The sequence below is a fragment of the Streptomyces sp. NPDC046931 genome (assembly GCF_040644655.1).
In the GTDB taxonomy this organism is placed as follows: Bacteria; Actinomycetota; Actinomycetes; order Streptomycetales; family Streptomycetaceae; genus Streptomyces.
In genome coordinates this window covers 45,020-58,544 of sequence record NZ_JBEYWX010000011.1, presented here as the reverse complement: position 1 = coordinate 58,544, position 13,525 = coordinate 45,020, and the positions used below count along the sequence as shown (strand labels likewise).

10 protein-coding genes are annotated in these 13,525 nt (G+C 71.3%); 6 read left to right on the top strand and 4 right to left on the bottom strand.

Translation table 11 applies throughout. From position 1 onward, the window contains the following. Positions 1-82: 82 nt before the first annotated feature. Together ABZ876_RS20535 and ABZ876_RS20530 are read right to left on the bottom strand one after the other, a co-directional pair. Positions 83-340, bottom strand: a complete 258-nt coding sequence (locus ABZ876_RS20535) for a hypothetical protein (RefSeq protein WP_361782835.1) — start codon at positions 338-340, stop codon at positions 83-85. A 39-nt stretch (positions 341-379) separates the two neighbouring features. After that, positions 380-1,348, bottom strand: a complete 969-nt coding sequence (locus tag ABZ876_RS20530; protein WP_361782832.1) for a CAP domain-containing protein — start codon at positions 1,346-1,348, stop codon at positions 380-382. A 153-nt stretch (positions 1,349-1,501) separates the two neighbouring features. Here ABZ876_RS20530 and ABZ876_RS20525 point away from each other — a divergent pair, with 153 nt between their 5' ends. The 4 genes from ABZ876_RS20525 to ABZ876_RS20510 all read left to right on the top strand — a co-directional run bounded on the left by ABZ876_RS20525 (position 1,502) and on the right by ABZ876_RS20510 (position 8,100). After that, positions 1,502-1,783 carry an acylphosphatase gene (locus tag ABZ876_RS20525; RefSeq protein ID WP_361782829.1) on the top strand — a complete coding sequence of 94 codons (282 nt, stop codon included), beginning with the start codon at positions 1,502-1,504 and terminating at the stop codon, positions 1,781-1,783. A 377-nt stretch (positions 1,784-2,160) separates the two neighbouring features. Beyond that, entirely contained in the window at positions 2,161-2,364 is a 204-nt protein-coding gene (locus ABZ876_RS20520; protein WP_043444185.1) for a hypothetical protein, read from the top strand. Positions 2,365-2,586: 222 nt separating this feature from the next. Further along, the gene (locus ABZ876_RS20515) at positions 2,587-6,417 is read left to right on the top strand and encodes an AAA family ATPase (protein ID WP_361782826.1); all 3,831 of its coding nucleotides are present in this window, start codon (positions 2,587-2,589) and stop codon (positions 6,415-6,417) included. 264 nt (positions 6,418-6,681) lie between these two features. Next, a complete protein-coding gene (locus ABZ876_RS20510; RefSeq protein WP_361782824.1) occupies positions 6,682-8,100 on the top strand; it encodes a sugar porter family MFS transporter in 1,419 nt (472 codons plus the stop codon). A gap of 214 nt (positions 8,101-8,314) precedes the next feature. Here ABZ876_RS20510 and ABZ876_RS20505 read toward each other — a convergent pair whose 3' ends face one another. Next, positions 8,315-9,286 carry an LLM class flavin-dependent oxidoreductase gene (locus ABZ876_RS20505; protein ID WP_361782821.1) on the bottom strand — a complete coding sequence of 324 codons (972 nt, stop codon included), beginning with the start codon at positions 9,284-9,286 and terminating at the stop codon, positions 8,315-8,317. A 136-nt stretch (positions 9,287-9,422) separates the two neighbouring features. Here ABZ876_RS20505 and ftsY point away from each other — a divergent pair, with 136 nt between their 5' ends. Beyond that, on the top strand, positions 9,423-10,625 hold the full coding sequence (gene ftsY / locus ABZ876_RS20500) for a signal recognition particle-docking protein FtsY (protein ID WP_361782818.1): 1,203 nt from the start codon (positions 9,423-9,425) through the stop codon (positions 10,623-10,625). A 178-nt stretch (positions 10,626-10,803) separates the two neighbouring features. On the opposite strand, the gene ABZ876_RS20495 is transcribed toward ftsY, so the two are convergent. Then, positions 10,804-11,487 carry a bifunctional DNA primase/polymerase gene (locus ABZ876_RS20495; protein WP_361782815.1) on the bottom strand — a complete coding sequence of 228 codons (684 nt, stop codon included), beginning with the start codon at positions 11,485-11,487 and terminating at the stop codon, positions 10,804-10,806. A 427-nt stretch (positions 11,488-11,914) separates the two neighbouring features. On the opposite strand from ABZ876_RS20495, the gene ABZ876_RS20490 reads away from it, so the two are divergent. Beyond that, positions 11,915-13,390, top strand: coding sequence for a hypothetical protein (locus ABZ876_RS20490; RefSeq protein WP_361782812.1), 1,476 nt, complete (start codon positions 11,915-11,917; stop codon positions 13,388-13,390). The last annotated feature ends 135 nt before the right edge of the window (positions 13,391-13,525 follow it).

Here is a 13,525-nt window from a genome sequence, read left to right as displayed (position 1 = left end):
GCACTTGATGAGGTAGAGAAATCCGTACCGGGATCGCTCGTCGGTCAGTGCGTTCCGCTCGTGGGTGCGATTGGTCCCATGGTCACGGACGTGGCGTCGAGTCCTCGTCCAGGGCCTTCAGCACCGAAGCGGGATCACCGTTGTAGAGGACGTGGGGCTCGTCCGGCTGAGGTGGCACGAATCGGGTCCCGTAGCGGAGTAGGTCGCTCTCGGCGAAGGTCGCCGAGTTCCAAAAGTGCGGCTCGGTCACGCACCTGATGCCGTCGAGCGGGACACGGACCCGGGCCGCCGTGGATCGCGTCTTCGCGGACGAGGAACCCACGATTGACGGCCCGGACACGGCCCAGGAGGGTGCTTAGCCGTCTGACCTGCGGTTATCTCAGTAGCCGAAGTCCTGCGTCCACCAGGGGCCACCGGCCCCGTGGTGCACGCCGACGCCCAGCGTCTTGAAGTCGCAGTTCAGTATGTTCGCGCGGTGGCCGGGGCTGTTCATCCAGGCGTCCATCACCTCCTGGGCGGTCGCCTGGCCGCGGGCTATGTTCTCGCCGCCCAGGTCCGTTATCCCGAGTGAGGCGGCCCGGTCCCAGGGGTCCTTGCCGTTCGGGTCGATGTGGTCGAAGAAGTTCCGCGTGGCCATGTCATCGCTGAACGCCTGCGCCAGCACCGTCAGCTCACTGCTCGCGGACACCGGGGTACAGCCCACCTTGGCCCGCTCCTGGTTCACCAGATCGAGCACCGCGGCCGTGGTCGAGGCCGGTGCGGACCTGGGTGGCGGAACGTGGGGCTTGGGCTTCTTCGGGTGCTCCTTCTCGGGCGGAGCGGTGGTCGCCGTCTGCGTCTCGGCCGGGGACGGCGACTGCGACTGCGACTGCGAGGGTTCCCGCGTCGGGGCGGTCGAGGGTGTCGGGGCCGAGGGGGTCGCGGCCGGCGAGGTGGCGCGCCCGCGGTCGTGGTCGCGGCTTGTGGACGTCGAGCCGCGGCCGTCGGCCGTGCCGCTGGTGCCGCCCTGCTGGGTGGCGAAGCCCGACGGGCTGGTGCCGCCGGCCTGCACATCGCCGGCGTCGCCGCTCACCGTGAAGTTCTTGGCGCCGGGCAGAACACCCGTCGCGACTGCGGCGGTGCCCAGCGCGACGGCCGCCGAGACGCCCAGCAGACCCGTGCGCACCGGGGTGGCGGCCTTCTTCCTGCGGTGCGAGCGCATCGCCCGCCGCTCGGCTTCCAGGACCGCGGCGAAGCCGTAGAGGTTTTCCGGACCGTAGCGCTCCGTGGGGGGCTCGTTCTTCTGTGTCACCCCGGTCGCGCGGGCGGTGGCGGCGCGTCCGGCGGCGGAGCGTCGGTGGCGTCCCATCTGCTGGCCTTCCTGGTCTTGCGGTCAGCGCTACTCGACCGAAACTCGCTCGATCGAGTGAGTTTCACACGAGCTTCATATGGGTGGGGACGCTACAGCATGGCGCGAGGGGAGGAAGTGCCCACTGGGACATTGGCCGGTTAGCGTGCAGCCATGAACGACGATGCACGGCTCGTCGCGTGGGTGCGCGGACGTGTCCAAGGCGTGGGTTTCCGCTGGTTCACCCGGGCCAAGGCGCTCGAGATCGGCGGCCTCAGGGGCTTTGCGCTGAATCTCGACGACGGCAGGGTCCAGGTGGTCGCCGAGGGGCCGCGGAGGGACTGCGAGGGACTCCTGGACTGGCTCCGGGGTGACGACACACCCGGGAGGGTGGACGGAGTAACTGAGATTTGGGACACGCCCCGCGGCGGCTACGACGGCTTCGCGATCCGCTGAGCCCGGGCCGCGGCTCCCCCGGCGGAAGCGCAGGGACATGCCGTCGGCATCTGCCCCCAGTAGAAAGGCCCAGGTAGTTGCCAAGAAGGCCTTGTCGTGTCAAGCTCCGCGGACAAGAATGATCGCCACACCCTCCGGGACCCGAAGGAGCCGCAGCGCCGCCCGTCCAGGGCCGTGCCCCCCGGGATGCCCGCCGATGCGGGGTGTGATCGTGTTGACCGTCAAACTTTTTGGTGAGACGCTGAAAGCCCCGCGCACCTTAGCTGTTTGGCATGTAAGAACGGCGCAAGAACTGAAGATTGCCAAGCACCGCGGGTGCGAATCCCTCACGACCCACACCGCATCGGTCGGTCACTCAGTGTGGAGGACCATCCATCATGGCAAAGGCGCTTCTCGGTTACGTCGGCGGCTCCGACCCGCGACTCCTCGCCGAGATGCGACGGCTCCAGCAGCGCGTCCAGGAGCTTGAGTCCGAGCTCGTACGGATCCAGGCGGAGAACGACGCGCTGACGGCTGCCGCTTCTCACGACAGGATCATGGAGAGCATCGACGCACACCAGGCGGAGCCTGCGCTCACCTGATCACTGCATCGCTCCACAAGGCACAAGCAGTGGTTGGGCTGCCCGTATCAACCGCTCAGCCGTCAGAGTTGCAAGGGACGCCCCCGGCGTCCCTTCTTTCTTGCCCCCGCCTACCCTTCCGGTCTCTTTAACGGATGGTCTGCCCTGCATGTTCAAGGGCGAAACCGCGAGGGTGCCGCGGTTCATAGTGTGAGATACGGGCGGAAGGTAGAGTCCGGCGGCGTGCACCTCAAGGCCCTGACCCTCCGCGGGTTCAAGTCGTTCGCGTCTGCGACCACGCTCCGTTTCGAGCCGGGGATCACATGCGTGGTGGGACCGAACGGCTCGGGCAAGTCCAATGTGGTGGACGCGCTCAGCTGGGTCATGGGCGAGCAGGGGGCCAAGTCGCTGCGCGGCGGCAAGATGGAGGACGTCATCTTCGCCGGCACCACCGGGCGCCCGCCGCTCGGCCGCGCCGAGGTCTCGCTGACCATCGACAACTCCGATGGAGCACTCCCGATCGAGTACTCCGAGGTCACCATCACGCGGATCATGTTCCGCAACGGCGGCAGCGAGTACCAGATCAACGGCGACACCTGCCGCCTCCTGGACATCCAGGAACTTCTCTCCGACTCCGGCATCGGCCGCGAGATGCACGTGATCGTCGGCCAGGGGCAGCTCGACTCGGTGCTGCACGCCGACCCCATGGGCCGCCGTGCCTTCATCGAGGAGGCCGCGGGAGTCCTCAAGCACCGCAAGCGCAAGGAGAAGGCGCTCCGGAAGCTGGACGCCATGCAGGCGAACCTCGCCCGCGTCCAGGACCTGACCGACGAGCTGCGCCGCCAGCTCAAGCCGCTGGGACGGCAGGCCGCGGTCGCCCGGCGGGCCGCCGTCATCCAGGCCGACCTGCGGGACGCCCGGCTGCGCCTGCTCGCCGACGACCTCGTACGGCTGCGGCGGGCACTGCGGGCCGAGATCGCGGACGAGGCCGCGCTCAAGGAACGCAAGGAGGCCGCCGAGGCCGAACTGAGGAAGGCGCTTCAGCGGGAGGCGCTCCTCGAGGACGAGGTGCGGCAGCTGACGCCCCGTCTGCAACGCGCCCAGCAGACCTGGTACGAACTGTCCCAGCTCGCGGAGCGCGTGCGCGGCACGATCTCGCTGGCCGAGGCCCGGGTCAAGAGCGCCACCTCAGCGCCCCCGGAAGAGCGGCGCGGACGCGACCCCGAGGACATGGAACGCGAGGCCGCCCGCATCCGCGAGCAGGAGGCCGAGCTGGAGGCCGCCCTGGAAGCGGCCGAGCGCGCGCTGGAGGACACCGTCGCGCACCGGGCCGAACTGGAGCGCGAACTGGCCCTGGAGGAGCGGCGGCTGAAGGACGCGGCGCGGGCCATCGCCGATCGCCGCGAAAGCCTGGCCCGGCTGAACGGACAGGTGGGCGCGGCCCGTTCCCGCGCGGCCTCCGCCCAGGCCGAGATCGACCGGCTCGCCGCGGCACGCGACGAGGCGCAGGAGCGCGCGGTCGCCGCGCAGGAGGAGTACGAGGCCCTCAAGGCCGAGGTGGACGGTCTCGACGCGGGCGACGCCGACCTGACCGAGCAGCACGAGACGGCGAAGCGGGCCCTGGCCGAGGCGGAGGCGGCCCATTCGGCCGCCCGTGAGGCGGCCACCGCCGCCGAGCGCCGGCGCGCCGCGGTCGCGGCCCGCCACGAGGCCCTCTCTCTGGGGCTGCGCCGCAAGGACGGTACGGGCGTCCTGCTCGGGGCCCAGGACCGTCTCTCCGGCCTCCTGGGCCCGGCCGCCGAGCTGCTGACGGTGACGCCCGGGCACGAGGTGGCCCTGGCGGCGGCCTTCGGTGCCGCCGCGGACGCGATCGCCGTGACGGACCCCTCCTCGGCGGCCGAGGCGATCCGGTTGCTGCGCAAGCAGGACGCGGGACGGGCGGCACTGCTGCTGGCAGGCCCCCTGGGGGAGCCGGGCGACGAGCCGCTCACGGACGGCCCGGGCCGGCGACCGGGACCGGTGGGCCGCTCGGGAGCCGACGCACCGGGTGGGGACGCCGACGAGCGGGACGCGGCCCCGGCGGTGGCGGACGTGACCGGCCACGGCGGGCGCCCCCGCCCCGCCGACGCCGCTCCCGCCGTCTTTCGGGGAGACGGGGACGCCCGGGCGGGGGGCCTCGGGACCGCCGGGGTTCAGGGCGCGGAGACCACCGGCGTGGGCAGTGACCCGGACGGTGACGCGGAGCGCGGTGCCCGGCAGGACTCCCCGGCCGGGCTCCCGTTCGCCGCCGACCTCGTCCGCGGTCCCGCCGCGCTGATGCCCGCCGTACGGCGCCTGCTGCACGGCATTGTCGTGGTCGGCACTCTGGAGGACGCCGAGGAACTCGTGGAGGCGCGGCCCGAGCTGACGGCCGTCACGGCCGAGGGCGACCTGCTCGGGGCGCACTTCGCGCACGGCGGCTCCGCCGGCGCCCCGAGCCTGCTCGAGGTGCAGGCATCGGTCGACGAGGCCGCCGCCGAGCTCGAGGAGCTCGCCGTCCGATGCGAGGAGTCGGCCGAGGCTCAGCGACTGGCGGGAGAGCGCCGCAAGGAGTGCGCGTTGTCCGTCGAGGAGGTGGGGGAGCGGCGGCGGGCCGCCGAGCGGGAGAAGTCCTCGGTCGCCCAGCAGCTGGGACGGCTCGCCGGGCAGGCGAGGGCCGCCGCCGGGGAGGCCGAGCGCTCCACCGCCGCCGCGGCCCGGGCGCAGGAGGCGCTGGAGAAGGCCCTGACGGAGGTCGAGGAACTCGCCGAGCGGCTCGCCGTCGCCGAGGAGATGCCGGTCGAGGAGGAGCCCGACACCTCCGTACGCGACCGGCTCGCCGCCGACGGAGCGAATGCCCGGCAGACCGAGATGGAGGCCCGGCTCCAGGTCCGTACCCACGAGGAGCGGGTCAAGGGACTGGCCGGGCGTGCCGACTCCCTGGACCGGGCCGCGCGCGCCGAACGCGAGGCACGCGCGCGTGCCGAGCAGCGGCGGGCCCGGCTGCGGCACGAGGCGGCCGTCGCGGAGGCCGTCGCCTCCGGTGCCCGCCGGCTCCTCGCGCATGTCGAGGTGTCCCTGGGCCGGGCGCAGGCCGAGCGCACGGCCGCCGAGGCCGCCAAGGCGCGCCGCGAGGAGGAACTCGCCGCCGCCCGCGCCGAGGGCCGTGACCTCAAGGCCGAGCTGGACAAACTCACCGACTCCGTGCACCGCGGCGAGGTGCTCGGCGCGGAGAAGCGGCTGCGCATAGAGCAGCTGGAGACCAAGGCGCTGGAGGAACTCGGCGTCGAGCCGGCGGGTCTGGTCGCCGAGTACGGCCCCGACCAGCCGGTGCCGCCCTCGCCGCCCGCCGAGGGCGAGGAACTGCCCGAGGACCCCGGGCACCCGCGCAACCGGCCGCGCCCGTTCGCGCGCGCCGAGCAGGAGAAGCGGCTCAAGGCGGCCGAGCGGGCCTACCAGCAGCTCGGCAAGGTCAACCCGCTCGCGCTGGAGGAGTTCGCGGCGCTGGAGGAGCGCCACAAGTTCCTCAGCGAGCAGCTGGAGGACCTGAAGAAGACCCGGGCCGACCTGCTCCAGGTGGTGAAGGAGGTCGACGAGCGCGTCGAGCAGGTCTTCACCGAGGCCTACCGGGACACGGCCCGAGAGTTCGAGGGCGTCTTCAGCCGGCTCTTCCCGGGCGGAGACGGACGGCTCGTGCTGACCGACCCGGACAACATGCTCACCACGGGCGTCGACGTCGAGGCCCGGCCGCCCGGCAAAAAGGTCAAGCGGCTCTCCCTGCTCTCCGGTGGCGAGCGGTCACTGACCGCCGTCGCGCTGCTGGTGTCCATCTTCAAGGCCCGGCCCAGCCCGTTCTACGTCATGGACGAGGTCGAGGCCGCCCTCGACGACACCAATCTCCAGCGGCTGATCCGCATCATGCAGGAGCTTCAGGAGGCTTCGCAGCTGATCGTGATCACTCACCAGAAGCGGACGATGGAGGTCGCCGACGCGCTGTACGGCGTCTCCATGCAGGGCGACGGTGTGTCGAAGGTCATCTCGCAGCGGCTCCGCTAGACGGGGCGCGCCCCCCACTGCCCTGACCTGGACCTCCTCGGAAATTCAACTTCTGAACACAAGCTCTTCGCTAGCCTAGATCCGCCCGGCAGAGCGGGCCTATTGACTTCGGCACTTGAAGGCATAGTCTCTGCAGCGTTGCTTTTACCTTCAGGTGTGAGCGGCGTGGACCAGTGCTCTCCGGGTATCTGGAAGCCGAACCGCACCCGGAAGGGCTCGCCCCCCCACCCCCGGCAGCGTTGCCGGTGGCCCGAGGAGTTATTCGTGACCAGCACAGCGCAGGCACCCAAGTCAGGAGCCGGGACGGCTCACCCCGAACATCTGGGGCACGTCATCTTCATCGCGGCGGCGGCCGCGATGGGCGGATTCCTGTTCGGCTACGACAGCTCCGTGATCAACGGCGCCGTGGAGGCCGTCCGGGACCGTTACGACATCGGTTCCGCAGCGCTGGCCCAGGTCATCGCCGTCGCCCTGATCGGCTGTGCGATCGGCGCCGCCACCGCCGGCCGAATAGCGGACCGCATCGGCCGCATCCGCTGCATGCAGATCGCGGCGGTCCTCTTCACCGTCAGCGCCGTCGGCTCCGCGTTGCCCTTCGCGCTGTGGGACCTCGCCCTGTGGCGCATCATCGGCGGCTTCGCCATCGGCATGGCCTCCGTCATCGGCCCCGCCTACATCGCCGAGGTCGCCCCGCCCGCCTACCGTGGCCGGCTCGGCTCCTTCCAGCAGGCGGCCATCGTCGTCGGCATCGCCATCTCGCAGCTGGTCAACTGGGGCCTGCTGAACGCCGCCGGCGGCGACCAGCGCGGCAAGCTGATGGGTCTCGAGGCCTGGCAGGTCATGCTCGGCGTCATGGTCGTCCCGGCCGTCCTGTACGGCCTGCTCTCCTTCGCCATCCCCGAGTCCCCGCGCTTCCTGATCTCTGTCGGCAAGCACGACCGCGCCCGTGAGATCCTCGCCGAGGTCGAGGCCAAGGACGTCGACCTGGACGGACGCGTCGCCGAGATCGAGCACGCCATGAGGAGCGAGCACAAGTCCAGCTTCAAGGACCTGCTCGGCGGCGGCTTCTTCTTCAAGCCGATCGTCTGGATCGGCATCGGCCTGTCGGTCTTCCAGCAGTTCGTCGGCATCAACGTCGCGTTCTACTACTCCTCGACGCTGTGGCAGTCGGTCGGCGTCGACCCGGCGGACTCGTTCTTCTACTCGTTCACGACGTCGATCATCAACATCGTCGGCACCGTGATCGCGATGATCTTCGTGGACCGCATCGGCCGCAAGCCGCTCGCGCTCATCGGTTCGGTCGGCATGGCCGTCGGCCTGGCCCTGGAGGCCTGGGCGTTCTCGTACCACCTGGTCGACGGCAAGCTGCCGAGCACCCAGGGCTGGGTCGCCCTGGTCGCCGCCCATGTGTTCGTCCTCTTCTTCGCCCTGTCCTGGGGCGTGGTCGTCTGGGTCATGCTCGGCGAGATGTTCCCGAACAAGATCCGTGCCGCCGCCCTGGGCGTGGCCGCCGCCGCCCAGTGGGTCGCCAACTGGGCCATCACCGCGAGCTTCCCGTCGCTGGCCGACTGGAACCTCTCCGGCACCTACGTGATCTACACGGTCTTCGCCGCGCTCTCCATCCCGTTCGTCCTGAAGTTCGTGAAGGAGACGAAGGGCAAGGCCCTGGAGGAAATGGGCTGACCGCCCACCCGGACTCGAGGAGAAGGCCCAAGTCCCCGCTGCCTCTCTCCTCGACACCCGTCCGCCGCCCGGCCCGGTCACTGCCCGAGCCGGGCGGCGGCGTGCGTTCTCCCGGCTCTTTCGCCTCCACGGCGGCTCGCGTCTCTGCCGCGCGCTCGCGTCTCTGCGGCGCGCCCGTCCGGCACGCCCGTGCGGGCGTGCCGGAGTACGAGGATCAGCTCTCGAGCCGGGGCAGCACCCGCTCGCAGAACAGGTGCAGACTGCGCCAGCCCTCGTCCAGCGGCATCCCGCCCGCCAGCGGGTGCAGGACGTAGCTGTCCAGGCCGAGGGCCAGGCACTCGTCGGGCGTCACCATGCGGTACACCCCCTCCGCGCGCAGCTCCCGCACCGTCGTGGCCGCGGACCTGACCGCCGAGCGGATGTCGCCGGACTGCCAGGAGGCGTACGTCCGCGCCTCGTGCAGGAAGTGCCCGCCGTACTCGGCCCACGCCCGGTCCGGGTCCTCCACGAGGTGCAGCAGCGGGGTCTCGGCGGCCGGCATCATGGTCCAGCCCTCGGTGCCGTACTCGACGAGCCGCTCCCGGTAGTACGCCTCCAGCCCCGGCAGGTGGGCGCTCGGGAAGAAGGGCAGGCCCAGCCGTGCGGCGCGGCGGGCCGCCGCCTTCGAGGAGCCGCCCACCAGCAGCGGGGGGTGCGGCCGGGTGTACGGACGGGGGGTGAGGCGCACGGTACGGCCGCGATGGCGGAACTCCTCTCCGGTCCACGCCCTCAGCAGGGTCTCGAGAAGTTCGTCCTGAAGCTGTCCGCGCCGCTTCCACTCCACGTCGAAGAGGGCGTACTCCTCGGGCCGGTACCCGATGCCCGCGACGGTGACCAGCCGGCCGCCGCTGAGCAGATCCAGTACGGCGATGTCCTCGGCCAGCCGGAGCGGGTCGTACAGCGGGCCGATGACCGCCGAGACCGTGACCATGAGCCGCCGGGTCGCCCCGAAGACGGCGCCGGCGAAGGCGAACGGCGACGGCAGCCAGTTGTCCGCCACCCCGTGGTGCTCCTCGGTCTGCACGGTGGTGACCCCGTGGTCGTCGGCGTACGCGGCCATCTCCAGGGCCGCCCGGTAGCGCGCGCCGAGCGAGGCGGGGGTCGCGCCGGGCTCGACGAGGTTGAAACGTACGACCGTGACGGCCATCGCAGGGCCCCCTTCACCTTCGCCGGGCGGGTGTGCACGAGGGACCGTAGCTGACGGGCCGTCATACAACCAGGCCTCCGCGCCCCGGAGCCGCCACCGATCGGCCCGCAGGCCGGTCGCGCATACTGGACCCGTTATGGAATTCGTCATCCTTGCTGTAGTCATCGCCGTGGTCCTGCTCGGCGCGCTCGGCGGGCTCATCGTCGGCAGCCGCAGAAAGAAGTCGCTGCCGCCGGCGCCCCCCACGACGCCCGACATCACCGCCCCTCCGGCCGAGCCGCACGTCGGCGACGAGGCCGAGACCCCGCGCGACGAGGAGCGCCGGACGATCGAGGAGGTGGATCTTCCGGAGGCCTCCGCTCCCGTGGCCGTGGAGGAGCCGCCCACGGTCGAAGCGCCCCCGATCGAGATCCCCGAGCCCACCGCCGGCCGTCTGATCCGTCTGCGCGCCCGCCTGTCCCGCTCGCAGAACGCGCTCGGCAAGGGGCTGCTCACCCTGCTGTCCCGCGAGCACCTCGACGACGAGACCTGGGAGGAGGTCGAGGACACGCTGCTCACCGCGGACGTCGGTGTGCAGCCCACCCAGGAGCTGGTCGAGCGGCTGCGCGAGCGGGTGAAGGTGCTCGGCACCCGCACCCCCCGGGAGCTGCGCGGACTGCTGCGTGAGGAGCTGCTCACGCTGGTCGGGCCCGACATGGACCGCGCCGTCCGGACGGAGCCCGAGAGCAGCAAGCCGGGCATCGTGATGGTCGTCGGCGTCAACGGCACCGGCAAGACCACCACCACGGGCAAGCTCGCCCGCGTCCTCGTGGCCGACGGCCGCACCGTCGTCCTCGGTGCCGCCGACACCTTCCGTGCCGCCGCCGCCGACCAGCTGCAGACCTGGGGCGAGCGGGTAGGCGCCCACACCGTGCGCGGGCCGGAGGCCGGCGACCCCGCCTCCGTCGCCTTCGACGCGGTGAAGGAGGCCAAGGAGACGGGCTTCGACGTGGTGCTCATCGACACCGCGGGACGCCTGCACACCAAGACCGGCCTCATGGACGAGCTGGGCAAGGTCAAGCGCGTCGTCGAGAAGCATGCACCGCTGGACGAGGTGCTGCTGGTCCTCGACGCCACCACCGGGCAGAACGGCCTGGTCCAGGCGCGCGTCTTCGCCGAGGTCGTGGACATCACCGGCATCGTGCTCACCAAGCTGGACGGAACGGCCAAGGGCGGCATCGTGGTCGCGGTCCAGCGCGAGCTGGGCGTGCCGGTGAAGCTGATCGGTCTGGGCGAGGGCCCCGACGATCTGGCGCCGTTCGATCCGGAGGCGTTCGTTGACGCCCTTATCGGAGAGTGACCACCACCCACCGGTCCCGACGCATGCCGAGAAGCGCCCGCCCCCCGGTGCACGGGGGACGGGCGCTTCTTCTGCTGCTTCCTCTACACGAGTCCTGCTGCTTCCTCCACACGAGATGGGCCCCCGCCGCACGGTGCAGATGCGGCAGGGGCCCTTCGCTGTCGCCGCCCGGCGCCCCCTACGGGGTGTCGGACACCACCTGGGCCCGGGCGCGATGTGCCACGTAGGCCAGCGTGCCGATCAGCAGGCGCGCGGCCGGCGGTGCCGTCGCCGAGTCGAGGGCGGGGGAGCGCAGCCAGCGGACCGGGCCGAGACCGCCGCGGTCCGAGGGTGGCGCCGTGATGTACGTCCCCGGGCCCAGGGCGTGCAGATCGAGGTCCGCGTCGTCCCACCCCATCCGGTACAGCAGCGCGGGAAGCTCGGCCGCGGAGCCGGGAGCGACGAAGAACTGGGCGCGGCCGTCCGGGGTCGCCGTGACCGGGCCGACCGGAATGCCCATGCGTTCCAGCCGGACCAGAGCGTGGCGCCCCGCCGCCTCGGCGACCTCGACCACGTCGAACGCGCGGCCCACGGGCAGCATCACCGCCGCGCCGGGCATCTCGGCCCAGGTCTCGGCCGCCTCGTCGAGCGTCGCACCGGCGCGCACCGCGGGGGCGAAGGACAGGGGATGGGCGCCGGGCGCGGCACAGTCCGTGTCGCCGCAGGAGCACGCCCCCGCGGCCGCCCGCGCGCCGGGCACCACGTGCCAGCCCCACAGGCCCGTGTACTCGGCCACGGCGATCCAGTCCGACGAGCGGCCCCGGCGTCGGGCGCCGGAGCGGATCTCGCGGATACTCCGCGTGCCGCCGATCGTGAAGCCCATGCCCCCTCCAACGGTTTCAGCCGTCCGATGGTTACGCGGTGGAATCGGAAAGTGACTCAGAGTCCGTATCCGGGGCGCGCCCGGTGGTGTACAGGGTGGTGAGTTCCGCAGTGCACGCCGGTGAATACACCGCTCCATCCACTTCCGGCTGTCATGTGTCAAGTGAATCGCGACGGGGTGGCGGTGAGTTCATTCGAAGGGGTGGCGAATGGTGGCGCTTATGGATTCGCCATGGCTGGGCGGGTGATCGTAGGACTACCGTGAGTGCACGAATCCTGGGGACGCACGCACTCGTGGGTATGCCGGAGGCAAGCCGGGTTCCCGTCCGACGGCCGAGAACCGACGGACGCCGGGCTCTGTCCACCGGCATTCTGGTAAGGCTTGGCGCACACAGCGCACAGGTGGATTCAGGGATGGGGGCGTTCCGGTGGGCGGCAACGGCGAAGGCGGTACGAACGCTGACAAGCGCCCCAATGAGCTGCTCGGCTCGTGGTTCGTGCGCAGCGGCTGGTCGAAAGGCGAGCTGGCGCGGCAAGTCAACCGCCGGGCCCGCCAGCTGGGGGCCAACCACATCTCCACGGACACCTCCCGGGTGCGCCGCTGGCTGGACGGGGAGAACCCGCGCGAGCCCATCCCGCGCATCCTTTCGGAGCTGTTCTCCGAGCGCTTCGGCTGTGTGGTCTCCGTCGAGGACCTGGGGCTGCGCACTGCCCACCAGTCACCCTCCGTGTCCGGGATCGACCTTCCCTGGACGGGCCCGCAGACGGTGGCGCTGATCAGCGAGTTCTCGCGCAGCGACCTGATGCTGGCGCGGCGCGGCTTCCTGGGGACCTCGCTGGCCCTGTCCGCGGGCCCGACCCTCATCGAGCCCATGCAGCGCTGGCTCGTGCCCAGCCCCGCAGCCCCCCGCGAACAGCCCGAGCCCACACCGTCCGGGCGGGGCCGCGGCCGGCTGTCCAGGCCCGAGCTCGACCTCCTCGAGACCACCACCGTGATGTTCCGGCGCTGGGACGCCCAGTGCGGGGGCGGCCTGCGGCGCAAGGCCGTCGTCGGCCAGCTGCACGAGGTGACCGACCTCCTCCAGGAACCACAGTCCGAGTCGGCCGCCAAATGCCTCTTCAAAGTCGCCGCCGAGCTGGCCGAGCTGGCGGGCTGGATGAGCTACGACGTGGGACTCCAGCCCACCGCGCAGAAGTACTTCGTCCTCGCGCTGCACGCCGCCAAGGAGGCCGGTGACAAGCCGCTCGGCTCCTACATCCTCTCCAGCATGAGCCGCCAGATGATCCACCTGGGCCGGCCCGACGACGCCCTGGAGCTGATCCACCTCGCCCAGTACGGCAGCCGGGAGTGCGCGAGCCCGCGCACCCAGGCAATGCTGTATGCGATGGAGGCCCGGGCCTACGCGAACATGGGCCAGCCGGGCAAGTGCAAGCGTGCCGTCAGGATGGCCGAGGACACCTTCGCCGACGCACTCGAGTTCGACGAGCCCGAGCCCGACTGGATCCGCTTCTTCTCCGAGGCGGAGCTGCACGCCGAGAACTCCCACTCCTACCGCGACCTCGCCTATGTCGCGGGCCGCAGCCCCACCTACGCCTCCCTCGCCGAGCCGGTGATGCGCAAGGCCGTCGACGGCTTCTCCGAGGACCCCGAGCACCAGCGGTCGTACGCACTCAATCTCATCGGCATGGCCACCGTGCACCTCCTCCAGCGCGAACCGGAACAGAGCGCGGTGCTTGCCAGGCGAGCCATGGAAATCGCCAGAAAAGTGCGGTCCGAGCGGGTCAACACTCGTATTCGAAAGACCGTCGACACCGCCGTGCGCGATTTCGGTGATCTTGCCGAGGTCGTCGAATTGACCGATCACCTCGCCACCCATCTGCCCGAGACCGCCGAGGCCGTCTGACCCCGGGCCCGCCAGAGGGCAAGGGTCCCCACGACCCCGGCCGCGGCCGCCATCCCGAACTGCCCGACTCGGCTCCCCCATGCCAGGTCATCGGATGGCTGTCGCGGCCGGACGCATGCTCTTTCCGCCCGAACG